The 26,094-nt window shown below is 38.7% G+C and carries 21 protein-coding genes, 12 tRNA genes and 1 riboswitch; of the genes, 5 read left to right on the plus strand and 28 right to left on the minus strand.

The features are described 5' to 3' along the window. The first annotated feature begins 3 nt into the window (after positions 1 to 3). Complete coding sequence (locus ACN6NE_RS08990; RefSeq protein WP_474325185.1) at positions 4 to 1,041, plus strand: cytochrome d ubiquinol oxidase subunit II; 1,038 nt, start codon at positions 4 to 6, stop codon at positions 1,039 to 1,041. Positions 1,042 to 1,070: 29 nt separating this feature from the next. Here the strand turns inward: ACN6NE_RS08990 and ACN6NE_RS08995 are convergent, their stop codons facing one another. Genes ACN6NE_RS08995 through ACN6NE_RS09005 form a run of 3 tightly spaced genes read right to left on the minus strand, consistent with a single transcriptional unit; the run spans position 1,071 to position 2,636 of the window. Beyond that, positions 1,071 to 1,529: a flavodoxin gene (locus tag ACN6NE_RS08995; protein ID WP_129705138.1), complete on the minus strand. Its 459-nt coding sequence runs from the start codon at positions 1,527 to 1,529 to the stop codon at positions 1,071 to 1,073. Positions 1,530 to 1,544: 15 nt separating this feature from the next. After that, the gene (locus ACN6NE_RS09000) at positions 1,545 to 2,300 is read right to left on the minus strand and encodes a hypothetical protein (RefSeq protein ID WP_474325187.1); all 756 of its coding nucleotides are present in this window, start codon (positions 2,298 to 2,300) and stop codon (positions 1,545 to 1,547) included. Between the two features lie 54 nt (positions 2,301 to 2,354). Next, a complete protein-coding gene (locus tag ACN6NE_RS09005) occupies positions 2,355 to 2,636 on the minus strand; it encodes a DUF2325 domain-containing protein (RefSeq protein ID WP_028411863.1) in 282 nt (93 codons plus the stop codon). Between the two features lie 206 nt (positions 2,637 to 2,842). On the opposite strand from ACN6NE_RS09005, the gene ACN6NE_RS09010 reads away from it, so the two are divergent. Beyond that, positions 2,843 to 3,001, plus strand: coding sequence for a DUF1540 domain-containing protein (locus tag ACN6NE_RS09010; RefSeq protein ID WP_082603910.1), 159 nt, complete (start codon positions 2,843 to 2,845; stop codon positions 2,999 to 3,001). Between the two features lie 66 nt (positions 3,002 to 3,067). Beyond that, positions 3,068 to 3,271, plus strand: coding sequence for a hypothetical protein (locus ACN6NE_RS09015; RefSeq protein WP_013059559.1), 204 nt, complete (start codon positions 3,068 to 3,070; stop codon positions 3,269 to 3,271). Positions 3,272 to 3,300: 29 nt separating this feature from the next. Here the strand turns inward: ACN6NE_RS09015 and ACN6NE_RS09020 are convergent, their stop codons facing one another. From ACN6NE_RS09020 to ACN6NE_RS09055, 8 genes are all read right to left on the minus strand, one after another. Then, positions 3,301 to 4,344 (minus strand): ribonucleotide-diphosphate reductase subunit beta, encoded by a 1,044-nt coding sequence (locus tag ACN6NE_RS09020; RefSeq protein WP_013059560.1) that lies wholly within the window; start codon positions 4,342 to 4,344, stop codon positions 3,301 to 3,303. A 16-nt stretch (positions 4,345 to 4,360) separates the two neighbouring features. Beyond that, positions 4,361 to 6,604: a ribonucleoside-diphosphate reductase subunit alpha gene (locus ACN6NE_RS09025; RefSeq protein ID WP_474325190.1), complete on the minus strand. Its 2,244-nt coding sequence runs from the start codon at positions 6,602 to 6,604 to the stop codon at positions 4,361 to 4,363. A gap of 133 nt (positions 6,605 to 6,737) precedes the next feature. Next, a riboswitch (cobalamin riboswitch) is annotated at positions 6,738 to 6,923 on the minus strand. A gap of 280 nt (positions 6,924 to 7,203) precedes the next feature. Further along, the gene (gene menC, locus ACN6NE_RS09030) at positions 7,204 to 8,307 is read right to left on the minus strand and encodes an o-succinylbenzoate synthase (protein WP_474325192.1); all 1,104 of its coding nucleotides are present in this window, start codon (positions 8,305 to 8,307) and stop codon (positions 7,204 to 7,206) included. Positions 8,308 to 8,310: 3 nt separating this feature from the next. Next, positions 8,311 to 9,774 (minus strand): o-succinylbenzoate--CoA ligase, encoded by a 1,464-nt coding sequence (locus ACN6NE_RS09035; protein WP_129705143.1) that lies wholly within the window; start codon positions 9,772 to 9,774, stop codon positions 8,311 to 8,313. A gap of 83 nt (positions 9,775 to 9,857) precedes the next feature. After that, complete coding sequence (gene menB / locus ACN6NE_RS09040; protein ID WP_013059564.1) at positions 9,858 to 10,676, minus strand: 1,4-dihydroxy-2-naphthoyl-CoA synthase; 819 nt, start codon at positions 10,674 to 10,676, stop codon at positions 9,858 to 9,860. A 16-nt stretch (positions 10,677 to 10,692) separates the two neighbouring features. After that, positions 10,693 to 11,502, minus strand: a complete 810-nt coding sequence (menH, locus tag ACN6NE_RS09045) for a 2-succinyl-6-hydroxy-2,4-cyclohexadiene-1-carboxylate synthase (protein WP_474325194.1) — start codon at positions 11,500 to 11,502, stop codon at positions 10,693 to 10,695. A gap of 3 nt (positions 11,503 to 11,505) precedes the next feature. Then, positions 11,506 to 13,260, minus strand: a complete 1,755-nt coding sequence (gene menD / locus ACN6NE_RS09050) for a 2-succinyl-5-enolpyruvyl-6-hydroxy-3-cyclohexene-1-carboxylic-acid synthase (RefSeq protein ID WP_474325196.1) — start codon at positions 13,258 to 13,260, stop codon at positions 11,506 to 11,508. Beyond that, the gene (locus tag ACN6NE_RS09055; protein ID WP_129705151.1) at positions 13,247 to 14,668 is read right to left on the minus strand and encodes an isochorismate synthase; all 1,422 of its coding nucleotides are present in this window, start codon (positions 14,666 to 14,668) and stop codon (positions 13,247 to 13,249) included. The genes menD and ACN6NE_RS09055 overlap by 14 nt, the downstream gene beginning before the upstream one ends. A 351-nt stretch (positions 14,669 to 15,019) precedes the next feature. Between ACN6NE_RS09055 and ACN6NE_RS09060 the strand changes: the two genes are divergently transcribed. Next, a complete protein-coding gene (locus ACN6NE_RS09060) occupies positions 15,020 to 15,772 on the plus strand; it encodes a TraR/DksA C4-type zinc finger protein (protein ID WP_013059568.1) in 753 nt (250 codons plus the stop codon). A gap of 94 nt (positions 15,773 to 15,866) precedes the next feature. Beyond that, positions 15,867 to 16,664 (plus strand): TIGR00266 family protein, encoded by a 798-nt coding sequence (locus tag ACN6NE_RS09065; protein ID WP_013059569.1) that lies wholly within the window; start codon positions 15,867 to 15,869, stop codon positions 16,662 to 16,664. 38 nt (positions 16,665 to 16,702) lie between these two features. Here the strand turns inward: ACN6NE_RS09065 and ACN6NE_RS09070 are convergent, their stop codons facing one another. The 17 genes from ACN6NE_RS09070 to ACN6NE_RS09150 form a co-directional block, all read right to left on the minus strand. Continuing rightward, entirely contained in the window at positions 16,703 to 19,114 is a 2,412-nt protein-coding gene (locus ACN6NE_RS09070) for a glycogen/starch/alpha-glucan phosphorylase (RefSeq protein WP_016765785.1), read from the minus strand. A 13-nt stretch (positions 19,115 to 19,127) separates the two neighbouring features. Then, positions 19,128 to 20,558 (minus strand): glycogen synthase GlgA, encoded by a 1,431-nt coding sequence (gene glgA / locus ACN6NE_RS09075; RefSeq protein WP_028410451.1) that lies wholly within the window; start codon positions 20,556 to 20,558, stop codon positions 19,128 to 19,130. Further along, positions 20,555 to 21,580: a glucose-1-phosphate adenylyltransferase family protein gene (locus ACN6NE_RS09080; RefSeq protein WP_025750736.1), complete on the minus strand. Its 1,026-nt coding sequence runs from the start codon at positions 21,578 to 21,580 to the stop codon at positions 20,555 to 20,557. Before ACN6NE_RS09080 ends, glgA begins: the two co-directional genes overlap by 4 nt. A 22-nt stretch (positions 21,581 to 21,602) precedes the next feature. Continuing rightward, complete coding sequence (locus ACN6NE_RS09085) at positions 21,603 to 22,754, minus strand: glucose-1-phosphate adenylyltransferase (protein WP_016765788.1); 1,152 nt, start codon at positions 22,752 to 22,754, stop codon at positions 21,603 to 21,605. Then, the gene (glgB, locus tag ACN6NE_RS09090; RefSeq protein ID WP_028410449.1) at positions 22,705 to 24,666 is read right to left on the minus strand and encodes a 1,4-alpha-glucan branching protein GlgB; all 1,962 of its coding nucleotides are present in this window, start codon (positions 24,664 to 24,666) and stop codon (positions 22,705 to 22,707) included. The genes ACN6NE_RS09085 and glgB overlap by 50 nt, the downstream gene beginning before the upstream one ends. Before the next feature lie 293 nt (positions 24,667 to 24,959). Next, a tRNA-Glu gene (locus tag ACN6NE_RS09095) sits at positions 24,960 to 25,031 on the minus strand. A 20-nt stretch (positions 25,032 to 25,051) separates the two neighbouring features. Further along, positions 25,052 to 25,142 (minus strand) — tRNA-Ser (locus tag ACN6NE_RS09100). Positions 25,143 to 25,145: 3 nt separating this feature from the next. After that, positions 25,146 to 25,220: transfer RNA gene (locus ACN6NE_RS09105), tRNA-Asn, on the minus strand. 3 nt (positions 25,221 to 25,223) lie between these two features. Beyond that, a tRNA-Ile gene (locus ACN6NE_RS09110) sits at positions 25,224 to 25,300 on the minus strand. 5 nt (positions 25,301 to 25,305) lie between these two features. Further along, positions 25,306 to 25,379, minus strand: a tRNA-Gly gene (locus ACN6NE_RS09115). 11 nt (positions 25,380 to 25,390) lie between these two features. Further along, positions 25,391 to 25,466: transfer RNA gene (locus tag ACN6NE_RS09120), tRNA-His, on the minus strand. Positions 25,467 to 25,476: 10 nt separating this feature from the next. After that, positions 25,477 to 25,552, minus strand: a tRNA-Phe gene (locus ACN6NE_RS09125). An 8-nt stretch (positions 25,553 to 25,560) separates the two neighbouring features. Next, positions 25,561 to 25,636: transfer RNA gene (locus ACN6NE_RS09130), tRNA-Asp, on the minus strand. Positions 25,637 to 25,640: 4 nt separating this feature from the next. Continuing rightward, positions 25,641 to 25,717 (minus strand) — tRNA-Met (locus ACN6NE_RS09135). 25 nt (positions 25,718 to 25,742) lie between these two features. Continuing rightward, positions 25,743 to 25,835: transfer RNA gene (locus ACN6NE_RS09140), tRNA-Ser, on the minus strand. 27 nt (positions 25,836 to 25,862) lie between these two features. Next, a tRNA-Met gene (locus ACN6NE_RS09145) sits at positions 25,863 to 25,939 on the minus strand. Between the two features lie 30 nt (positions 25,940 to 25,969). Next, positions 25,970 to 26,045: transfer RNA gene (locus ACN6NE_RS09150), tRNA-Ala, on the minus strand. Between the last annotated feature and the right edge of the window lie 49 nt (positions 26,046 to 26,094).

Here is a 26,094-nt window from a genome sequence, read left to right on the forward strand (position 1 = left end):
AATATGGGTGATTCATTACTAGCAATTACTGTAATATGGGGCTTCATTTTTATCTATGCCGTAATGGGAACGATGGACTTTGGAGCTGGTTTTTGGTCGATGGTATATATTAATCGTACGAAAACAAATGCTACAGATGTAGCAAACAGATATTTATCGCCTACTTGGGAAGTAACCAATGTATTTATCGTTGCGATTGTTGTTGCGCTGTTTAGCTTTTTTCCACGAGCTACATTTACACTTGGAACAGTGTTATTAATACCGGGAAGTATCATTTTACTTCTCTTATCAATTCGAAGCGGATTTTTAGTGTTTTCACATTATGCTAGCAGCTTTAAATATCGGAGAGCGTTGGTTTATATATCCGGTATATCCGGCGTGTTAATTCCTGCTTTTTTAATCGCTGTACTGCCAGTAAGTCAAGGTGGATTTATTGATATAATTGACGGAACGCAGCGATTAAATTTAGCAAAAGTGATTTCAAGTCCGCACGTCTATTCATTTATTGGATTTGCCATTAGCTCTTCGCTGTTTCTATCGTCTCTGTTATTAGCAGATTACTCGAAGTCATCTGACGAAATGGAAGCTTATGCGGTCTATCGACGTGATGCACTCATTACAGGGCCTCTTTCTCTGCTAATGGCTATCTTTATTATGATTACGATGAAATCTGAAGCAAGCTGGTTATATGATAAAATGATGCAGTTTAAGCCCCTTCTTTACGGGTCTGTAGGTCTCTTTGTAGTGGCTGGCATTGCCCTTCTGCTGCCTTCTCAAAAAGGAAAAGGAATGCCTCGTTTAGCCGTGGTATCCATTGTCCTTCAATATTTCTTAGCAAGTTACGTATACGGGCGAAGTCATTTACCGTATGTCGTGTATCCAAACGTAACGATTGAGAATGGATTTACACATCCCGATGCGTTTCATTCTTTATTTATTGTGTATATTGTTGGCTTTGCGATTTTATTTCCTGGATTCTTTTATTTCTGGCGTTTATTTATGAAAGATAATAAAGAATACAGCAAAAAGAAGCCATATTAAAAAACCGGTCAGCATTTGACCGGTTTTTCTTATGAAGCAGCAGATTTTGCTACTACTTCAGCAAAATCTTTAGCAAATATCTTACATCTTTCTACGTCTTCTCCAAAGGGAGAGAGCTCGACTTTTAAACCCGGAACAATTATATTTCCATTTCGTTCTGTTATTTTTTCTTCTAGCACATCAACTGCTCCGCAAAAAACATCATATGATGAATCACCTGAACCAAATACAGCCACCTGCTTTTGACTGAAATCTATATCATCCATTTCATCATAAAGATCTAAAAAATCATCTGGCAGCTCTCCATCTCCCCATGTATAAGCTCCAAAGATAATAGATTCTGCGGATACAAGGTCAGAAGCATCAATGTCATATACTTCTGCTCGTTTCACATGCAATCCATGCTTGACTAATTCTTCTTCGATCAAATCGGCTATTGCTTCTGTGTTACCTGACATACTCGCATAAGCTAGTAAGATTTCCTTCATGTAAATGACGCTCCTTTACACCAGCAGTGTTGGCCGCACATCCCCTTCTTCAGCACATTCTCGTTGAAGAGGACAGCTTTCACACTCACTGGATGCATAATTCTTTTGAAAATGTTTTGGTTCCATTAATACACTTTTGACAATATGTAGTTGAAGTATTGCTTTTTTATAATCGTCTGGTGCAGTATGATAAGTTGTTGTTTCTCCCGTTAATAATGAATAAAAACGAATTTGTTCAGGAACCTTTTTAAAAGCTTGTTTCGAAAAAACGATAATAAAGTCTTTCATTGCGTTTTTCACTTCTTCATGGTCATCTAGAATGAATTTTGTTACCGTATAGGACTTCTCTGTCCATGCAGCAAAATCAATGGTTAGAGAAAGGTTGCTTTGAATTTCTTCTACATAAACGCTGTATTTCTCAAACACAAAAAGCGGTAGTTCCACATGTGCTTTCTCTCCTAAAAACCTTAGTAAATAATCGCTTACTTTAGCTAACACATCGTAATAGTGAACGGGTGATGAAAACATATTTGGCTTTAGGCGCCAATATTTTTCAATAAGCTGTAAAACATAGAGGTTTGAGCGATACTCAACGGGCTTGCTATAGTATATTTTAATGATTTGATGGACAGTTACTTGAACAAGCTGTTTCCAATCTATAGATGTTTTTTTCAAAAGAAGCTGCTGCTGATAAAATTTGTACGGACATCGAATAAATTGTTCGATGTGGTCGTTAGAGAGTGTCTTTATATGCACTTTTATCGGTTCCACCTATGTCTCACCACCCTAATTGAAATTCATTCTCAATAATGATTAAAAATTAAATCATGAAATTTGCTCAATCACTTTACGAATAGCACTCCATGAATGTTTAACGAAATAAATTGGTTTTTGCTGTTTTTTTGCCTTCTCTTTAATAACTTTTGCCATATTGTGATTAATAAAATCCGTAATAACTAATACAAACCCAATATGTTCGGGTATTTCTCGCTTCACCATATTGCTTTTACGGCCATCTAAATGAATTACTTCATTAAATCCTTCTCCCGCTAAACGATCTGTAATATGCTTTAACCTGTCTCCTCCTACAACCATAACTGATGACATGTTTGTTCCCTCCCAATTAATTATTCATTTAATGATTTGACAACAACCTGTATTTTTTACTATATACACAGTTTAATTGAGAATGATTCTCTTTGTCAATGTTTAATTGATAAAAATTCTCAATTAAAATGAAAGTCTACACCTTTCTTATAAGTTAGTTGAGTTTTGACCATACTATAGCTATCACATACAAAGGAGGGTTAACGTTGGAACAAAACATTCTTTGTGAAGTAAATAACTGTCACTTTTGGAAAAATGGAAATCACTGCGGCGCAGAAGAAATTTACGTGGTAAGTCATAGCGGAAAACATGCAGCAAGCAGCTATGAAACAGACTGCAAAACGTTCAAACCAACTGAAGCGTAACCCGCAAAAGGACAGCCTCTTGGTTGTCTTTTTTCTCTCTTCAAGATCATAAAAAAGGAGACTAATATGAAAACTGAACAGCTAATTCATTTTTTTAAAGAAGAAGCAATAAAAGCAAATGAACAAACCTTTCCAATCTATGTACAATCGTTTACTCATTTATGGACATACAAATGGGGAACGCTTGAAAACATCCCAGAAGAAATTGACGACTTAATTACCACACGCGCGTTAGAACTTGGACTTATTCACTTAAAAAAAGCTGACTAATCAATAAGAAAATTAGTCAGCTTTTGTGTTTATAGATCATCAAATCCATTCGCATCTGATGCTTTTGTATATTGTCTTGATTTCTGTTCAAAGAAATCCGTTTTTCCTAAATCTACCTCTTGATAAGCAATAATCCAACGGAGAGGATTTTCAATCGGTGCTTCTGGGAAAGCAGCTCGACCGAAGCCTAGCTGATTACAGCGTTTATTGGCCATGTATTCAATATACTGCTGCAGTTCTTTCATCGTGATGCCGTCGAATTTTTCTCCGATAACAGATTCCGCCCATTCAATTTCAAGACGAGCTGCCTCTTGGAACGTTTCAACTACAAACGTTTCTAGCTCCTCCGTACGATAAGCTGGATTTTCATTCAGTACTTCCTTGAAAATCTTTTCAAATAACCCAACGTGAAGCTGTTCATCACGATTGATATAGTTAATCATAGTAGATGTCGCCACCATCTTTTGATTTCTCGCAAGATTATAGAAGAAAGCAAATCCGCTATAGAAGAAAAGGCCTTCTAAAATAACATCATATACCATAGACTTCAAAAAGTTTTCAACCGTTGCTTCTTCGCTAAATGCTTTATATCCGTTTGTAATAAAGTCATTTCGAGCGCGAAGCTTTTCGTCTGTGCGCCAGTATTCAAATACTTCATCTTGTTTTCCTTTTGGTACAAGACTTGATAAAACATATGAATACGAATGATTATGAACCACTTCTTGCTGCGCTAAAATAATCATTAGAGCATTAATTGAAGAATCGGTTACATAGTCAGCTACTTTGCTAGCATAATCTGATTGAATACTGTCCAGTAGCGCCAGCAAGCCAATAATTTTTAAAAAGCTCTCTTGTTCGTCAGCCGTTAACTGAGGGAACTGCTTAATATCTTGACCCATATTAATTTCAAACGGCGTCCAGAAGTTAGCTAGCATACGCTTGTATTTAGGGAACGCCCATGAAAATCGGACGTCATCCCAGTTTAGAATATTTGAGCTCTTGCCGTTGATGATTCCTGTCGAACGGTTCGGAGCTGTTTCGTTCATTAATTCTCGTTTTAACATGCTTGTCATCAATTATTCACTCCTTTTAACTATGACAGCTTTCACATTCTTCAATGACTTCACTTGATGTTGAACGTACGTAGTAGGTCGTTTTTAACTTTTCTTTCCATGCCGTCATATGAAGATCCAGCAGCTCTTTTGCTCGGATATCATTTTGCACATATAAGTTGAATGAAATGGATTGATCAATATGGCGCTGGCGCTTGGCGTTTTGCTTAATGCTCCAGTGCTGATCAATTAAATAAACGGACTTATAATACCAGTTTGTTGCTGGTGATAAATCTGGTGCCGTCACCGGGATTTTATAGTTTTTCTTTTCCTCTGAATAAAACTTACGGAAAATCGGATCAATACTTGCAGTAGAACCCGCGATAATAGATGTTGATGAATTAGGTGCTACAGCCATTAAGTATCCATTTCTTATTCCGTTATTTTGAACTTCGTTACGCAGTTCACTCCACGCTTCGCTTGTGTATTTACGTGTTTCAAAATAAGCGCCTGACTCAAAATCTGAGCCTTTAAATAATGGATATGCGTCTTTTTCTTTAGCTAAGTTCATGCTTGCCTGTACGGTTAAGTAAGCAATTTGCTCATACAATTCATCGCAATATGCTACCGCTTCATCTGTTTCCCATGCTATTTTCTTTAAGGCAAGCAAATGGTTCCAACCAAATGTGCCAAGCCCTACTGCGCGGTACTTTTGGTTTGTTAGTTTTGCTTGAAGTACCGGCAAATCATTTAACTCAATAACGTTATCAAGCATGCGTACTTGAATTGGAATTAAACGTTCAAGCACATCTTCAGTTACGGCTCTTGCTAAGTTGATAGAAGAAAGATTACATACAACAAAATCGCCCGGATTCTTTGTAATAATAATTTTTCCGTCTTCCGTAATTTCCTCTGTTACGACCGTTGTGCTTTGGTTTTGCGTGATTTCTGTACATAAGTTGCTGCAGTAGATCATGCCCTCGTGGCGGTTTTGATTAGCTCGGTTAACTGTATCACGATAGAACATATAAGGCGTTCCGGTTTCAAGCTGCGAAAGCATAATGCGCTTGAAGATTTCAATAGCAGGTACTGTTTCTCTTGAAAGATGCTTATTATTTACACACTCAGCGTAACGAGTGCGGAACGAACCGCTGCCTTCTTCTTCATCATAAAAATCTTCTAACGAGTAGCCCATCAGCGTACGAACTTCGTGAGGATCGAATAAGTGCCAGTCTTCACGTGCTTCTACTTTTTCCATAAACAAATCTGGCAAACATACGCCAGTGAATAAATCATGCGTGCGCTGGCGTTCGTCACCATTGTTCAAACGCGCGTCTAAGAATGAAAAGATGTCTTTATGCCATACGTCTAAATATACGGCAATAGCTCCTTGTCGTTGACCTAGCTGATCGACACTTACAGCCGTATTATTTAGCTGTTTCATCCATGGAATTGTTCCTGATGATACGCCTTTAAAACCTTTTATATCACTTCCTCGGCTTCTAATATGACCGAGGTAGACACCAATTCCGCCTCCATTTTTACTAAGCGTGGCCAAATCTGTATTGCTATCATAAATACCGCGTAAGCTGTCATCAATCGTATCAATAAAGCAGCTAGATAGCTGTCCATAGCTTTTTCCTGCGTTTGAAAGTGTTGGTGTGGCAACCGTCATATATAGACTAGAAAGCGCCCAGTACGCTTCTTTTACTAATGCTGTTCGATTTTCTTTCTTTTCTTGAGACATCAGCGTCATAGCAATGATAAGAAAACGTTCTTGCGGTAATTCGTATACGCGCTTATCATGTGATGTCGCTAAATAGCGATCTGCTAATGTCAGCAATCCAATGTATGTAAATAAACGATCGCGTTCAGGAATAATGACTGAAGCAATTTCATTAATTTCTTCTTCTGTATATGTTTTTAATAGTTGTTTATTATAAATGCCGATTTTTGTTAGTTCTTGAATAAGCTGATAAAACGAACCGTACTTCTCTTTTTTATCATAACCTCGGTTGTCCGCTGCTTTTCGATATAGTTCGTTTAAGTAGACGTCTGCCGCTACGTACGTCCAATCTGGTTCTTCCATTGAAATACGCTCTAGGGCTGCCAAAATTAGTACGTTTGCAACCTTTTCGTCCGTCATATTTTCCTTTACTGTGACAGTTTGAATAACCTTTTCCTCATACAAAGAAAAATCAAGCTGCGTAAATTCTTTTTTTAAACGTTCAATATATGCAGTTAATTCATGTAGAATTGTAGGCTTTAATGTATTCACCATAAATATGGCTCCTCTCTTCACTTCAAAATAAAAAATCGCTCACCGTACCTCGGTGAGCGAATAGAACGAAGATAGAAGAAGACGCTAAGTCTTTTCTCAATCCTCGCTCTACCCTCTCACCTCCCGAAGAAGATAAAACGACATAAAAAAGGCAGGTCTCCTGACTTATGCTTCTTTTTACTTTAAGGCCTTCCCATGATGTTTACTCACAGTGGATCTCCTTATTTCATCAGCATTCACAGTTGCGGGGACAGCTTTGGATTTTCACCAAATTCCCTTTTAAGTCTTTTTATCAGACACCTTTTTCACTGGAAAACACAAAATATAGTATTTTATTATCGATTCCAAAACAACATATTGTGTTATGTTATAAACACATTATATAGGACAACTTAGAAAACTATCAACCTATTTTCAAAAATAATTTTGTTTTTCACGATAAAACCCTTCGACTTTTTTCATCAAACTATTCCATCATAACATGTTTTGACACGCTTGATGGAACAATGTGCTCTTTTTAAAAAATTTGTCCTATTTTTCTACTAAACATTGACAACATCAATAAAAAAACCGTTTTTCATAAAAAAAACGGTTTTTAATTATTTGTATTCTTTTTCAAATGCTGTGATTGTTTTGATAAACTTTTTATCAATATCGTATCCTATCCCCGGTTTCTCCTTCACCTTTATTACTCCGGCTTCTACCTCTACTTCGGGCTTAATAATATCTTTTTCCCAATAGCGAGACGACGCAGAAATGTCACCTGGTATCGTGAAAGAAGGCAGTGTGGCAAGGGCGATGTTATGAGCTCGTGAAATCCCGGCTTCTAACATTCCTCCAACCCAAAGTCTTACACCATGCTGGGCGCATAAATCATGAATTTGCTTGGCTACGGACAGTCCGCCAACTCGACCGATTTTCACATTGATAATCTGACAGCTTTTTTGTTCGATCGCATGACGCGCGTCTTCATAGCTCACAATACTTTCATCTAAGCAAATCGGCGTCTTCATTTGCTTTTGTAACAAGCGATGATCAAGGATATCGTCAGAACTTAACGGCTGTTCGATCATCATCAAATTCAATTCATCTAGCTTTTTCAATGAATCACTATTGCTTAACGTATAGGCTGAATTGGCATCAGCCATAAGAGGAATGGTTGGAAATTCACCCCGAATTTGTTTCAGTAACTCATAGTCAGCACCCGGCTTAATTTTCACTTTAAAGCGCTTATAGCCATCTTTCATGTAAGTCTTTATTTGTTCCTTCATGATGGAAATATCATTTAAGCCAACTACCACTCCAGCTTCTACAGCAGGCCTTACTCCTCCAATTACTTCAGATAACGGCTTATTTTGCCGCTTTGCATACAAATCCCATACAGCACAGTCCAAAGCTGCTTTAGCCATGTTATTTCGCTTTAGAGGTTTGAATAATTTTTGAACGTCCTCTGGTTTTTGAAGCTGCTGGTGAAGAAGCGAAGGAATTAAAAAATCATCTAACATATGAAAACATGTCTGAATTGTTTCTTCCGTATACCAAGGAGATGAAAAAGCAACGACTTCTCCCCACCCTGTAAATCCTTTTTCATCTTCTACTTCAAGCAAAATCAATTCTCTATCCTGCACTGTACCATAGCTTGTTGAAAAAGGAGAAAGAAGCTTCATGCCAATTTTATAAAGATGTACTTTTTTTATAATCACCGATTAACTCCCTTTCTGTATGAGCGATGATAGCTTCCGGCGTATGATTTTATTAGAAGCCGTTCGGGGCAGCTCCTCTACTCGAACGAAATACTTTGGAAGTTTGTACTTTGCTAAAAATTGTTGCATGTGTAAAGATAATGCTTCATCTGAAACGTCTTCGTTTGTAACGATGCATGCTGCCGGAACTTGTCCCCATTTTTCATCCTCTACTCCCGTTACACCAGCCTCTTTAACAGCCGGATGCTTCAACAAAACATTTTCAATTTCAGCTGGATATACATTTTCTCCACCTGAAATAATAAGGTCCGAACGTCTGTCTAATACATATAGGAAGCCTTCTTCATCCACTTTCCCGATATCTCCTGTATAGAACCAGCCTTGTTGAATTGCTTTTTTAGTAGCCTCAGGTTTATTTAAATATCCTTTTGTAACATTTAGACCTTTAACAATGATTTCTCCTGCTTCACTTGTCTCATTTCCTTTTTCATCTACAATTTTCATTGCACATGGAAATAATGGTTTACCTGCTGATCCCAATTTTCGCAAACTATCTTCAGGTGAAAGCGTAACGAACTGTGAAGATGTTTCTGTCATTCCATACGTTTGATAAACAGGAATTTCTTTATTCACACAAGCCTCTAAAATAGTAAGCGGTGCAGGTCCTCCTCCTAAAAGCATACAGCGAAACGTATTTGGATACTTGCGTTCAGCTAATTCATCAAGCATGTTGGACAGCATAGAAGTAACAACTGAAATAATCGTTACACCTTTGTTTTCAATTGCTTCATTCACTGCTCTTGCTTCAAATCGTTCTTCTAAAATAATTTTCATTCCGTAAAAGACGCTTCGCATTAAAATAGATAAGCCGCTAATATGAAACAAAGGAACCGCTATAAGCCAGCAGTCTTTTTCATTTAGTCCTAAATTAAGCGCTGAGCCAACGGAACTCCACCAATGATTTCCATATGTCTGCAGCACTCCTTTTGGATGACCTGTTGTTCCAGACGTATACATAATGGTGAACGTCTCCTCGAGATTCCACGTTTTCTGAAAATTAGTTTCGGTTTCTGGAGAACTTTTTAAAACAGGTAAAGTAAGCTGAGTAATGGAACTTTGGAATTCTCTCACTATAAATGTTTCATCCGCAATAAGCAACAACACGTTTGCATCTGTTAGCTGATAATTAATTTCTTCGTTTGTCAAACGCGTGTTGACGAGCAGCAACCGAGCGCCAATATAAGAAACCGCATGTAAAATCTCAATAAACTCCACGCTATTTTTCATGTATAAAGCAATGGTATCGCCTTGCTTTACACCGTTAAACGAAAGCTGCTGTGCTACTTTTTGAACACGCTGATGAAGCTCTTGAAAAGTAAGGGACGTTTGCGGTGTTTCTACCGCCACTCGATTTGGCGTCAAATATGCTCTTTGCATCAGCCCATTGGGAATCGTTTGGCTACTCATGAATTTCTCTCCTTTTTATACTGATTAACTAAATTAAATTGAAAAAAACAGCCTGATGATAATCACCAAGCTGTTTCAGCTGTTTAAGGGAAACGTGGGAACTGTTGGAAGTCTGGATTGCGTTTTTCCTTAAATGCATCGCGACCTTCTTTTGCCTCATCGGTTGTGTAATAAAGAAGCGTTGCGTCACCCGCAAATTGCTGGATACCAGCTAAGCCATCCGTATCAGCATTAAATGCTGCTTTTAAGAAACGAAGAGCGGTTGGACTTTTTTCTAACATCTCTTCACACCATTGAATTGTTTCAGCTTCAAGCTGTTCTAATGGAACGACCGTGTTTACTAATCCCATGTCTAGTGCTTCTTGAGCGTTGTACTGACGGCATAAGAACCAGATCTCACGCGCTTTCTTATGACCTACGATGCGAGCTAAGTAACCAGAGCCATATCCTGCATCAAAGCTTCCAACTTTAGGACCTGTTTGTCCAAAGACTGCGTTATCCGCTGCAATTGTTAAGTCACATACAACGTGAAGAACGTGGCCTCCACCAATTGCATAGCCTGATACCATCGCAACAACCGGCTTTGGAATTACGCGAATTAAACGCTGTAAATCTAGAACGTTTAGACGTGGAATTTCATCTTCTCCTACATAGCCGCCGTGGCCGCGAACTTTTTGGTCTCCGCCTGAGCAAAATGCTTTATCTCCAGCACCTGCTAATACAATTACTCCAATGCTTGCATCGTCACGAGCATATGCAAATGCATCGATCAATTCCATTACTGTTTTTGGACGGAATGCATTGTGCACTTCCGGACGGTTAATCGTAATTTTAGCGATTCCGTTATATGTTTCGTATAAAATGTCTTCATACTGACGTGCTGATGTCCATTCAACTGTCATCTTTATTTCCTCCTAATTATGTAGTAGCTAAGAACTCATTTACTATTCTACCAAAAATCTCAGGTTGTTCCACGTGAATTGCATGGCCTGTCCCTAAAATAATTTTAGACGTAGCATTTGGTATTAATGTTTGCATTTCTTTGGAAATTAAACAAAACTTTTGATCTACTTCTCCTGTAATAAGCAAAACCGGCATCAACAGATCGTCCAGCTTCTCCCAAAGGGACGGCTGGACACCCGTTCCCATTCCTTTCAAACTGTTGGAAAGGCCGATTTCTGTATGCGAAAGTCTTTCTTTACGCACCGCTTCTTGAACATGGCTAGGCAATTGCTTTTGAGAACTAAAAAGAGGGGTTTCCTCCCAAAAGTTCACAAATTCTTCAATCCCATTTTTCATAATGCGGCTCGCCAGCTGTTCATCTTTTTCTTTTCTTAGCTTTTGTTCTTCTCGCGTTTTTAAACCAGGCGATGCGCTTTCTAATACCAACTTTTTCACAAGGTGTGGATATCGCTGAGCAAATGAAAGAGCAAGCCTTCCTCCCATCGAATATCCAATTACATTCACCTGTGATAGAGATAGCTGTTCAAGCAGCTCATGCATTGCTTCAACAACTGCTTCCATTGAATATGATTTGATTTCTTTCGGAGCTGCTGATTGGCCATGACCAATAATATCAACAGCAATCACCTGATAGTCTTTAGCGAATTTCTTCATGAAGGTACGCCAGGTTTGAGAAGAACCGGTAAAGCCGTGAAGCAGAAGCAGCGGCTCTCCTTTTCCCTCGGTGTGCACATAGTAAGATACACCACTTAATTGATACATCATTGCTTATTCCTCACCGTTTGACAAATTTATTTCCTCGGAAACAAGTTTCCACAAACTGCGATGAGTCTCTACATTTTCTGTACGAGTGGTACGAATCTCTACAACATGCAACCCGCCTTTTGCGAAAGCATGGTTCATTGCATGTCGAAATTCTTCCCAGCTTCTTGCTGAAGAAAATGTGCCATCATACAGACGAGTGGCATGCTCAAAATTTAATCCAGTTGGCGTACCGAATAAAAATTCAAAGTGCTTTTCCTGTTTTGACTGCGGTAAAAATGAAAAAATTCCTCCGCCGTCATTGTTAACTAGCACAACGGTTAAATTTAAATTATGCATTTTAGCTGCCAGCAGACCATTTAAATCGTGATAAAACGATAGGTCACCAATAAATAAAACGGTGTGATCGTAAGCCGTACTTACGCCTAGAGCAGACGAAACCACACCATCAATTCCATTTGCTCCCCGATTTACAAAGAGTGGAATATCTTTTTCCGTATTTAGGAAGAAAGAATCAATATCTCGAACAGGCATTGAATTTCCAGCAAACAAAGCCGTGCCTTCAGGTACTACATCAACAATTTCTTGAACTACTTGTCCTTCGAACCATTCCTGGCCAGAAGTTAATGTTCTCAGAGCCTGTGCAGTTTGAGCATTAATCTTTTTCCACAGACTCAGCCATGAAGTAGACTCCTCTTGATTCGCTGAAAGACGCTTGATCAGTTCTTCACAAAATAATTTCTCATCGGCTTCAATCATCACTGTTGAACGCAAAGTAGGATCTCTCCAGCCTTTACCTTGGTCAATTACAAACATTTCTGTCGGCTCGTGTGCTTTCAAAAATTGCAATAGCGGTTTCGATACCGGCATCGCGCCAAAACGAATGACAACTTCCGGGTGAAAACGCTCATCAACCTTATCACTTTTTAAAAATGTATCATATGTCTCTATTACATTTTCTTTTGAATGCTTGCCGCTTCTTAATTGTGATAACGGATCTGCAAGGACCGGAAAGCTTAAAGATTCACCTAAACGGCATACGCTGTCTACTGCTTTTAAAGACATTTGATCTCCGCATATAATAAGTCCTTTTGTTGTTCCCTCTAAGCGCTTCGCAATTTCTTCGAATCCTTTTTCAGATAGAGATGCTTCTCCATGAATAGCAGCCACATATGATTTACCGCGTTTCCCCTGACTCCATAAATCCTCAATAGACAAATCTGGTACAATCGGTTCACGTAAAGGTACGTTAATGTGTACAGGACCGCTCGGTATAGCTTGAGCTGTATGAACAGCCCTTGAAGCTACTGTTCGAATATAACGATTCATATCTGCACTTTCTTCTGGTAAAGCTGTATCTACAAACCACTTCGCATATTGACCGAAAAGATGATTCTGATTAATGGCCTGCGGGGCACCTATATCCCTTAACTCATGCGGCCGATCCGCTGTGATAACTACTAAAGGAATGCGTGAGTAGTGAGCTTCAATTACTGCAGGATAATAATTCGCTGCAGCTGTTCCAGATGTACATACAAGCGCCACTGGTTTTTTCTTTGCTTTTGCTATTCCTAGAGCAAAAAAGCCGGCGGAACGTTCATCAATATTTAAGTGCACATGAATATCAGGGTGCTCAGCCATAAGCATCGCAATAGGCGTTGAACGTGACCCTGGACTGACCACTACTTCTTCAACATTTGCTTCTACTAATTCATCCACGAATGACGCAATATACGTTGTTAATGATTTAATGTGTTCCACGCATAATCCCTCCTAAAGCTGAAAGCATCGGGTTGAATTTAATTCTTGTTTCTTCATATTCACTTTCAGGCGTAGAATCTGCTACAATTCCACAGCCCGCAAATAAAACCGCTTCTTTTTGCTGAATAACAGCGGAGCGGATTCCTACTATAAATTCACCGTTTCCGTTGATATCCATCCATCCTAAAGGAGCTGCATACCACCCTCGTTCAAAGGATTCTAGCTTTCGAATAATAGGCAGAGCCTCCTGTTGAGGATATCCTCCTAGCGCTGGTGTTGGATGGAGCTTTTGAATAAATGAAAATAGCGTAACATTTTCCTTTATACGCCCTTTAACAGGTGTATACAAATGTTGAATATGCTTTGTTTTATATAAACTTGGCGTACTGGGAATTTCTACTTCATAACAATAAGAATTCATCGCTTCTTTAATCATATGAACAACAACATCGTGCTCAATTAAGTTCTTAGGATCTTGAAGCAATTCCTCACCCAGTTCGTGATCTTCCTGCCTTGTCTTTCCTCTTGGAATCGAACCCGCTAAACAAGTGGAAAACACATAATCTCCTTGTTTTTGCACTAGCCTTTCTGGGGAAGCGCCGATAAAATGCTGGTGCTCTCCCTCTAAAATATATGTGTAGCTAGTTGGCTGTTCCTTTAACAGACGCTGAAGCACGTATTCAGTAGAAATATCTTCATTAAATTTTACTTTTAATTGACGAGCAAGAACCACTTTCTCTATAGCCTGTTGCTTAATTAAAGTAGTAGCTCTTTCAACATTTCCTTTAAATTTCTCTACCCCAATTTCCTCTTTTTCCAACAGCAAAGGTGAAATATGAGATTCCCCGTCGTACTCTTCACAAAGAACAAGTTTTTGGACCTCTTCGAAATAATTGATGTGCTTTTTAACAGAATCTTGTCCTTTAACCATCATATTAACGGTAAGGTATCCTTCTTTGTCTACCTGAGTATATAACAGAGTTGGAATCATAAATTTTGAACTCGGGAAATCACTCCAATAGTTTTCTCGATACTGATTTGGGTCAAATGAAAATCCTCCAAATAAAAGAGGACCTGTCCCGTCTGGGAAAATTTGATTATTTTTATAAAAGTCTTCTTTTATAAAGCGCTTCCATTCATTTTCAATGTGGAAATAACGTTCTTTTGCTGCATTGGTGCAAATAGTATGCGCATATCCTAATCCAACAAATGTATAATAACTGTTGGGATCTTTCCAAAAAAAGCGTTCTTTATAAAACTGGTCATGTCCGTTCGCATAAAAAATAAGGGGGTCAATAGGTCTTACTTTTTTCACTAAACTGACCAATTTTGGCTGATTTTCATTTTTTGCACACTCAATCGCATCTTTAATGTATTCTTGTACTAACTGTTCGGTCGTTGCAATCACACTACGTCCCCCCGTTCATCTTTTTTCTTAAGTCTGTAACTAACTTATTATAAACTTTCAGTTCAAAAAAATCTAGCATCGCGATTCACAAGAAAAAATTAATTTCGCTTGTCTAAATTATGCCTTTTCATTAAATGAATCAAAAATCTTTATGATCTATTTAGTACTCCTTAGACCTCGAGAACGTTATTTTTATCATACCCTTTTCTATAACCTTTAACTTTCTTTAATTTTCCACTCCTTTTCTCTCTTAGCTTCATGAATATCCCAAATACTCCTAATATGAATCGTGTTTTTTTGAATTTTTAACACATACTACAAAAGCACAATAAATTTTTAAGGGGGAGCTTCATGACACTTTCAAAACAAGAAATCAGTCAGTTAAAACAAAATTTACAGCAGCAGCAGGCTGATATTCAATCGCATTTTGATCAAAATGATCATTTTGGTCTAACTCGAAGCGACGCTCACGATGCTGTAGGAGAACTTTCAAGCTACGATAACCACCCTGGTGACACAGCCACGGAAACATACGAGCGTGAAAAAGACCTTGCACTAAATGAACATGCAAAACAAGAGCTACATGAAATAGAAGAAGCACTTCAGGCAATCGCTCACAGCACGTATGGAACATGCAAAGTATGTGGAGCAGATATCTCGTTTGAAAGACTTCAGGCTGTACCAACTACTTTATACTGTAGAGAACATAGCCCATCACAGGATATTCCAAAGCACAGACCTGTAGAAGAAAATGTTCTCCATCACCCATTTGGTCAATACGACTATGACGATACCGAAACGACAGGATATGACGCAGAAGATTCTTGGCAAGACGTTGCGCGTTACGGGACGTCTGAATCTCCTTCTGATTTTATAGAAGATACGTCTAACTATAGTGAAACCTATATTGAGGCAGATGAAGCTATCGGGTACGTTGAAGATTATGAAAACTTTGCCGCTACCGATTTATATGGACAGCCTCTTCCTATTTACCCTTCAAAAGAGCATGAGCGATATGAAAATGCACTGGATGAAGAAGGTACGATGACCATATTTGGAGATTTACCGGCCTATGAGAAAGATCCATACACTGAAAAGGAGTAGTTCTTCATACTACTCTTTTTTCTATTTTTAGTAGGAGCTATAGGAGATGACATCGAATGAATAGGAGATTAGAATTAATAATGAGGTGAAAATGATGAATGCACATGAAATTGATTATAAATTGTATGGAGATGACATGCAGTTTGTTGAAATTGAATTAGATCCTTCAGAAAGTGTTATAGCAGAAGCTGGAGGAATGATGATGATGGAAGATGATATTGAGATGGAAACCATCTTTGGTGACGGTTCTTCCTCCAACAGCAGCGGGCTGTTTAATAAACTAAAAGGAGCTGGGAAACGCGTATTAACTGGTGAAAGTTTATTTATGACGGTATATACAAATAACGGATATCACAAACGAAAAGTATCCTTCGCTTCACCTTTTCCAGGCAAGATTATTCCTGTCGATTTAGAGCAGCTCGATCATAAAATCATTTGTCAAAAGAGCTCCTTTTTATGCGCTGCTAAAGGCGTATCCGTTGGCATTGATTTTCAAAAAAAACTAGGAACGGGCTTCTTTGGCGGTGAAGGTTTTATTATGCAAAAATTAGAAGGTAACGGCTTGGCATTTTTGCATGCAGGCGGGACCATTCATAAAAGACAGCTGCAGCCGGGTGAACGCCTTCGTGTGGATACTGGATGTTTAGTGGCCATGACCCGCGATGTAAACTACAACATCGAATATGTAGGGAAAATTAAAACAGCTCTGTTTGGAGGAGAAGGCATGTTTTTTGCTACTCTGTCAGGACCAGGAACAGTTTGGATTCAATCTCTTCCTTTTAGCCGACTAGCCGATCGCGTTTTATCAAGTGCAGTTTCGCCAACGGGAGGTAAAGGTGAAGGCAGTATCCTTGGTTCTTTAGGTGATTTCTTAAACGGTGACAACAGATAAAATAAAAAAGGTGTAGTCTTTGACTACACCTTTTCTATTTATTGATTTAATAAATTTTTAGTGGAGTGAATTCCCCAAATATCAGATGCATATTCCTCAATCGTTCGATCACTAGAAAAAAAGCCGGAGTGTGCAATGTTCGTCGCACTCATTTGAAGCCATTTATTTTCATTTCTATAAGCTTCGTTTACTTTTTGCTGTGCCGTAACGTATGAGTCAAAGTCACGGAGTACATAGTATTCATCATTTTGCATTAATAATGAATCATATATAGGCTCGAATAAGTCATATGTGTCAGGCAGGAAGCCGTTTGTAAGCTGCTCGAGCACTTGTCGAATCCGCTTATCATGATGGTAATAATCATAGGCACGGTATCCTCCATTTTGCTGATAGCTTAACACTTCTTCGGCTTTTAATCCAAAAATAAAGACATTATCTTTTCCTACTGCCTCGCTAATTTCGACGTTCGCTCCGTCCATCGTGCCAAGAGTTAACGCTCCGTTCATCATGAATTTCATATTTCCCGTTCCCGAAGCTTCTTTGCTGGCGGTTGAAATCTGTTCACTGACATCCGCTGCAGGAAAGATATACTCAGCAAGTGACACACGATAGTTTTCTAAAAAAACGACTTTTAAAAACGGTGATGTTTGTGGATCATTATTGACAACATCAGCTACAGAGTTAATTAGCTTGATGACTTTTTTTGCATAATAATAGCCGGGAGAAGCTTTCGCACCAAAAATAAATGTACGAGGAACGATTTGAAAATTAGGGTCTTCTTTTAATCGATTGTACAAATACATAATGTGCAGCACATTTAAAAGCTGCCTTTTGTAAGCATGAAGCCTTTTAACCTGTACATCAAAAATAGAATTAGAATCTATTTTAATTCCCGTTTGCTCTTGAATAATATCCGCAAGCAGCTTTTTACGCTGTTGTTTTACTGTTTTTAGTCCTTGTAAAAAGCTTGGATCTTCCACATACTCTTGGAGCTTTATAAGAGAATGCGGCTGTTTAATCCATTTATCTCCTATCACCTCGGTGATAAGGGAGGAAAGCTGCGGGTTAGCTTTTAACAACCAGCGCCGGTGGGTAATTCCGTTCGTTTTATTGTTAAATTTAGCAGGATAAAACTGATAAAAATCTTTCATTTCTCGTTCTTTTAAAATATCAGTATGAATCTTTGCTACACCGTTTACTTTATAACTTCCCACAATTGCTAAATGAGCCATCTTTACTAACCCGTGTGCTAAAATAGCCATATTTTCAATCCGCTGCCAGTCTCCTGGATATGATTCCCATAATTCTTTACAAAAGCGCTCATTAATTTCTTCAATAATCATATACACGCGTGGAAGCAAGGGTTGAAATAAATCAATCGGCCATTTCTCAAGGGCTTCAGAAAGAGTCGTATGATTTGTGTATGATATGGTATTGGACGTAATATGCCATGCATCTTCCCATTCCATTTTTTCTTCATCCAATAAAATTCTCATTAGCTCAGGAATCGCAAGTACAGGATGCGTATCGTTAATATGAATGGCTACTTTTTCGTGAAAGTTTGTAAGTGTTTGATAGGTATTTCGATGTGCTCTGATAATACTTTGTAAGCTAGCTGACACAAGAAAATATTGCTGTTTCAATCTTAATATTTTACCATCTTCATGTGTATCATCTGGATATAAAAATTCTGATACAGCCTCTGTTTGACGCTTATACTCCATCACATCTTTATGTACTGGAAATGATGAAGGCTCCGCATTCCAAAGGCGAAGTGTATTCACTGTATCTGTTTTATACCCGATAACCGGGATGTCATAAGGAACAGCAGAGACGGGTTCTCCTTTTACATGACGAAAAGAGAATTTTTCGTCTTCCTGTACCATTTCAACTTCGCCCCAAAAGTTCACTTCTATGGCTTGATCTAATTTGCGTACTTCCCATGAATTCCCATGCCTTAACCACTGTTCTGGGAGCTCAATTTGAAAGCCGTTTACAATCTTTTGATCAAACAAACCGTGTTTATAGCGAATCCCATAACCGTGGCCAGGAAGATTAAGTGAAGCAAGAGAATCTAAAAAACAAGCAGCAAGCCTGCCTAATCCGCCGTTTCCTAATCCTGCGTCTACTTCTATCTCTTCAATATTTTCAAGTGAAATATTCAGATCACTTAATCCTTCTTTTACAACTTCCCGAATTCCTAAGTTCAACAGATTTTGACCCAATAGTCTGCCTAATAAAAATTCGATAGAAAGATAATACACTTGCTTTGTATGTGAAGACCTATGAATTTCATTGGTTGAAATCCAATCGCTGCTAATATACTCTCGCACCATATTTCCTAATGTATGATAGTGATCTTGAACAGTAGATTCTTTAAAGCTCTTTCCATATGTCATTTCCAGCTTTTTTAAAAAAGCCTCTTGAAAGCTTTTTTTATCAGAGAACAATCTGCTCACCCTTTCACGATGGAGTAGATGTCAAATTTGAATACAATTGATTATATTTAAATGCCGATTGCCCCCAGCTATAATCCTGACTCATAGCATCCATCATTAATTTTTTCCATACATCTTTTTGGTGATAAAATGAAACAGCTCTTTCTAACGTATGAAGCATGTCATGAGCATTATAATTCTTAAAAGAGAAGCCATTTCCCTCTCCGCTATATTCATTATAAGCTTTGACCGTGTCATTCAGGCCGCCCGTTTCACGCACGACTGGAATGGTTCCATATTTTAAGGCTATTAATTGTCCGAGTCCGCAAGGCTCAAAACGGGAAGGCATTAAAAATAAATCCGTACCGGCATAAACTTTATGAGCAAGTTCCTCATTAAAACCAATAATGGCTTTTACTTGTTGCGGGTACGTATCTTCCATCTCACGGAAAAACTGCTCAAACTCGTATTCTCCAGTTCCTAAAATAACAATTTGGGCTCCTAAGTTAACCGTCTCATGGAAAACGTGCTTAACTAAATCCAATCCCTTCTGCTGAGTTAACCTTGTAACCATCGAAATAATTGGAACATCCTTATTTTCTTCTAATTCAAGATAGCGCTGGAGCTCTTTTTTATTTTTATATTTTCCTTCAATCTCTTCTACCGAATAAGGATAAGATATAAGCTGATCTGCGTCTGGGCTATAAGCTTCTTCATCGATTCCATTTACAATCCCAATTAAATCTTGATTTCGCTGACGCAATAACCCATCTAAACTTTCTCCGTAATATGGCATTTGAATTTCATCTCGATATGTAGGACTTACCGTGGTAATTTTATCAGCTGATACAAGAGCAGCTTTCATAAAATTAATGTTCCCATAAAACTCGAGCTGGCTTGTAGTAAAATAATATTCATTTAAATTTAATAACTCATATAAATTGCTCTTAGGGAAGATTCCTTGGAATTGCAAGTTATGAATCGTAAAGACCGTCTGAATATGATCATACATATCATAATTAGCACGAAGTAAAAATGGAATCATAGCCGTATGCCAGTCGTGACAATGAATAATATCAGGCTCATTCTCTAAAAATGGGATAGCTTCAAGCACAGCTCTGCTGAAAAAAGCAAATCGTTCAGCGTCATCGTAGTGCCCATATAAGCTATCTCTTTTAAAATAATATTCATTATCAATGAAAATATATTTAACGCCATCCATCGTTAACGATTCAATTCCGCAGTACTGTCTTCTCCACCCAACCTGCACATGAATAACTTTTTCAAGCACCATTTCATCTTGATAATGTTGAGGAATCGTTCCGTACTTTGGCATGACTACACATACGTTCGTTCCTAACTTTTTTAATTCTTTAGGCAGGGCACCAGCTACGTCTGCTAATCCTCCTGTTTTAATAAAAGGTACACATTCTGATACAGCAAATAATACATTCACGACTTCATCAACGCTCCTTGAGTTGTTCCTTTAGCAATGACTCTAGGTAATCCTGACTCACCTAGCAACGTTTCATTACTTCCTATTTTCACATCTTTGTCTAAAACAACATTTTCTAATACACTATTTTCTAAGATAACGCCTTTTTGCATCACAATGCTATTCTTAACGACCGTACCTTTTCCAATTTTAACGCCTCGGAAGATAATACTATTTTCCACATGCCCTTCAATCACGCACCCGTTTGCGATCATTGAGTTTTTCACAACCGCTTTTTTTGCGTAACGAGTAGGCGGTTCATCTTTTACTTTAGTGAAAACAGGACGTTCGTTGATAAATAACTGCTTCCAGACATCTGGAGATAAAATTTCCATACTTGTTTTATAGTAGGCATCTAAGCTAGAAATCTCAGCCGTATATCCATGGTGCTCATACTTTTCTACACGATGAGATTGTGCCATATATCGAACCATTTCTTTAATCGTATAAAAATCATGGGATTCATTTTGCAAAATATTAACTAGAATAGATTTATTAATAATATACATATTAAGCGATTTATCACCCTGCTTCATTTCAGTAATATCTGCATTTGAAGCAATATGACGTTGCAGCACGTGCTCAAAGTCAACTGTACATATCGTATAACTATTCGCAATTAATACGTATTCCTGCTTACTTCTTAAGAAATAATCAATATGATAACGGAACTGCGTGAATAGTGATGGACTTTCTAAGTGTAAATCACTTGTCATAGGAGGGAAAATAAACAATCCATCTCGCTTCCGATCCAAATCCCACTCTTTTCCTGAACCTATATGATCCATCAATGCGCGATAGCGATCACGAGGAAAAATGGCAACGCTCGAAATTCCAGAGTTCACCATATTAGAAAGCGTAAAATCGATTAATCGATAGCGCCCTGCAAAAGGAATGGCAGCAATCGATCTATAAAAGGTTAAAGGTTGCAGCGCTGTTGTGTTTGTACAAGCATCAATAATACCAAGCATTTGATTATTCAATGTCGTTCATCCTCTCTGTTCGTTAAATGCATTTAGCAACTGATTCAATCAATTCTTGAGTAACAAGAATTACTTCTTCGCTTCCTTTGGTCGGTCGAATAATAGTACCGTCTGGAACTTCAATGTCCGATGGAACAATTGCGTTTTCAATATATACGTTAGAACCTATCTTTGCAGTAGGCATGACAACCGTTTTCTTGACCTCAGAACCTGAGCCGATTTGTACACCTGGAAATAACACGGACTGCTCTACGTTTCCTTCAACAACGCACCCTTCATTTACTAATGACTCCACCACGCAGGCGTTTGGCGCGATATATTGAGGAGGCTGATTAGGGTTAACAGAGTATACTTTCCATGAAGAGTCAAATAAATTAAGCTCGTCTTTATCACATAACAAATCCATATTCGCTTCCCACAAGCTTTTTACAGTTCCCACATCTTTCCAATAACCTTGGAAAGGGTATGCAATTAGCTTTTTCTTTTCATCTAGTAAAAGCGGAATAACATCTTTACCAAAATCATGGCTTGAATATGGATTGCGTGCATCCATTTCTAAATATTCTTTTAAAATACTCCATTTAAAAATATAAATCCCCATGGAAGCTAGATTGTTTTTAGGACGCTGAGGCTTTTCATCGAACTCCATTACGTCTAGGTCACTATTTGTATTTAAAATACCAAAACGGCTCGCTTCCTCCCAAGGTACTTCAATAACAGAAATCGTTACGTCTGCTTCTTTGTTTATATGATAATCAAGCATATTTTCATAGTTCATTTTATAAATGTGATCACCTGATAGAATCAGTACGTACTCAGGATCATATTGTGTTAAATAGTTTAAATTTTCATAAATAGCGCTAGCCGTCCCTTTATACCACTTTACTCCATCTGACTCCGCGTATGGAGGCAATACCGTGACGCCACCATTCCGTCGGTCCAAATCCCAAGCGCTTCCAATTCCAATGTATGAATTGAGAACTAGCGGTTGGTATTGTGTTAACACACCTACTGTTTCAATACCTGAATTTGTACAATTACTTAAAGCAAAATCAATAATTCGATATTTACCACCAAATGGTACAGCTGGCTTTGCTAGATTTTTTGTAAGTGAACTTAGCCGACTACCTTTTCCTCCTGCCAATAACATCGCTACGCATTTCTTTTTTAACATGTTGTTTTCTCTCCCCTCGTTTTCTCTTTGCTCGCAGTATACTAATACCAAACGGCGGAATATTCATTTCAATGCAAAAAGGTTGGCCGTGAAACGATTCATCCACTGATTTTAATGCCTTTTTATTTACAATGCCTGAACCGCCGTACACTTCGTCATCACTGTTAATAACTTCAATGTACTCTGTCTCAACTGGAACTCCAACTTTGTAAGAATGATATGGATGCTCAGAAAAATTGCTAACAACTATAAAAATCTCCTGATTTTCTTTCGACTTACGAATAAAAGAGAAAATTTGTTGATGATGGTTGTTAACATCAATCCATTCAAATCCATCTGGATTATGGTCTAATTCATATAAAGGCTTGCTTCTCTTATAAATCTTGATGAGATCCTTCATATATCCGTTAAGATTGCGATGCATATCAAAATCATAAAGCATCCAATCCAACTCCTCTAAATCTTTCCACTCATCAAATTGGCCAAACTCTCCGCCCATAAATAAAAGCTTTTTCCCAGGGTGTGCAAAGAAATATCCATATAGCAGTCGAAGCTGTGCAAACTTGCGCCAGTAATCACCTGGCATTTTATTAAGTAATGATTTTTTCCCATGTACGACTTCATCATGAGAAAGCGGCAAAATAAAGTTTTCGTTAAACGCATACATTAGTGAAAAGGTCATTTTATCGTGAAGATAGGGACGCCTTTCCACGCCAGCTTCCATGTAGGTTAAAACGTCATTCATCCATCCCATGTTCCACTTATAATTAAAGCCTAAACCGCCCTCATACGTAGGTGCTGTAACAAGCGGCCAGTCCGTTGAATCTTCTGCCATCATTAATATCGTTTCATCAGATTCAAAAACAGCTTCATTCAACTTTTTCAAGAAGCTGACAGCTCCATCATTCACTGCTTTTCCAGAAGAATTTTGCCAATAAAGCATATTGGCTACAGCATCTACTCGAAATCCATCTATATGGAAGTACTCCAACCAAAACAAAGCGTTCGAAATCAGAAAACTTTGTACTTCAGGCTTTCCTAAATCGAAATTAGCTGTTCCCCAAACGTAGTTTTCACGATCGGGCTCTTGTTTGTATTCATAAGTAGGTTCTCCATCGAACATATACAGACCATGTTCATCCTTACAAAAATGCCCGGGTACCCAGTCTAAAAGAACCCCTATATTGTTTTGATGACACTCATCTATAAAGTTCATCAACTCTTTAGGTGTACCGTATCGACTGGTAGCAGAATAGTATCCAATTCCTTGATATCCCCAGGATCGGTCGAGCGGATGCTCAATGACTGGTAATAACTCAATATGTGTAAAACCTTGTTCAGCAATATAAGGAATAAGCTCCTGTGCTAATTCACTATATGTATAAAGGCTGCCATCTTCATGAGTCCTCCAAGACCCTGCATGCAGCTCGTAAATACACAGGGGTCTTTCATATATATTTTGCTGTTTTTTCTTTCTACGCCAATATTGATCGTTCCATTTGTACCCATCCAATGAGTAAACAATAGACGCAGTGTTCGGACGCACTTCACTGAAGAAAGCGTATGGATCTGCTTTTAATTTTTTTTGATTGCTTTGTGTGATGATTTCATATTTATAAATAGTCCCTTGTTCTAATTCAGGGATAAATGTCATCCAAATACCTTCTTCATTAACTTTAACCATTGAATGTTGAAAGCCATTCCATTTATTAAAATCACCTACAACGCTTACACCCTTTGCATGAGGTGCCCACACGCAAAATCGTACGCCTTCAATTCCTTCTACCGTTACCTGATGCGCACCGAAAATAGAGTAACTGCGAAATAAGTTTCCTTCGTGATACAAATGAACATCAAATTCAGTAGGCTGAACCGCTAGATTCACTTTTGCCACCCCTTTAACTTCAAACATAATATACGCACATAATATACGCTTCTTACCACTCATTCCCTTTTACAGTAAAAACATAAACCTTTTCTACAAATATAATAGAATAAATGTTCTTTAAAATTACTCTTTATTCCATACTCTTCATACTTTATTACTTTATGAATAATTCCATATGATATAGGGAAAATCCTGCTTAAAACTTACTTTTTATTCTGAAAATTCATGGTAATTATTCCTAACTATTATTTCTGTTTACTTAATCTTTAAAAAAGCGCAAATAAAAAAGGTTTGCATATATGCAAACCTTTTTGAGATGACCCGTACGGGATTCGAACCCGTGTTACCGCCGTGAAAGGGCGGTGTCTTAACCGCTTGACCAACGGGCCATATTTAAATTTAAAACGACTGGCGGAGAAGGAGGGATTTGAACCCTCGCGCCGCTTACACGACCTACACCCTTAGCAGGGGCGCCTCTTCAGCCACTTGAGTACTTCTCCGTATGGCTCCACAGGTAGGACTCGAACCTACGACCGATCGGTTAACAGCCGATAGCTCTACCACTGAGCTACTGTGGAATATGGTGGGCCTAAGTGGACTCGAACCACCGACCTCACGCTTATCAGGCGTGCGCTCTAACCAGCTGAGCTATAGGCCCATTTTTGGAGCGGGTGATGAGAATCGAACTCACGACATCAGCTTGGAAGGCTGAGGTTTTACCACTAAACTACACCCGCGTTACTTAAGATGGGGCGACTGATGGGAATCGAACCCACGAATGCCGGAACCACAATCCGGTGCGTTAACCACTTCGCCACAATCGCCGTCTTAAAATGGTGGCTCGGGACGGAATCGAACCGCCGACACAAGGATTTTCAGTCCTTTGCTCTACCAACTGAGCTACCGAGCCAAACAAAATGGCGGTCCCGACGGGAATCGAACCCGCGATCTCCTGCGTGACAGGCAGGCATGTTAACCGCTACACCACGGGACCACTTTGGTTGCGGGGACAGGATTTGAACCTGCGACCTTCGGGTTATGAGCCCGACGAGCTACCGAACTGCTCCACCCCGCGATGATATGAATATGATATAAATAAATGGCGGAGGAAGAGGGATTCGAACCCCCGCGGGCTTTAACACCCCTGTCGGTTTTCAAGACCGATCCCTTCAGCCGGACTTGGGTATTCCTCCGTATATTTATAACAAATGTAACTTATATGGTAGCGGCGGAGGGAGTCGAACCCACGACCTCACGGGTATGAACCGTACGCTCTAGCCAGCTGAGCTACACCGCCATATTATTCGTTACAATTATTCAGTTTAATTGGTGGAGCCTAGCGGGATCGAACCGCTGACCTCCTGCGTGCAAGGCAGGCGCTCTCCCAGCTGAGCTAAGGCCCCATAAATGGTCGGGAAGACAGGATTCGAACCTGCGACCCCTTGGTCCCAA

The sequence above is a fragment of the Priestia sp. 53B2 genome, assembly GCF_056099005.1.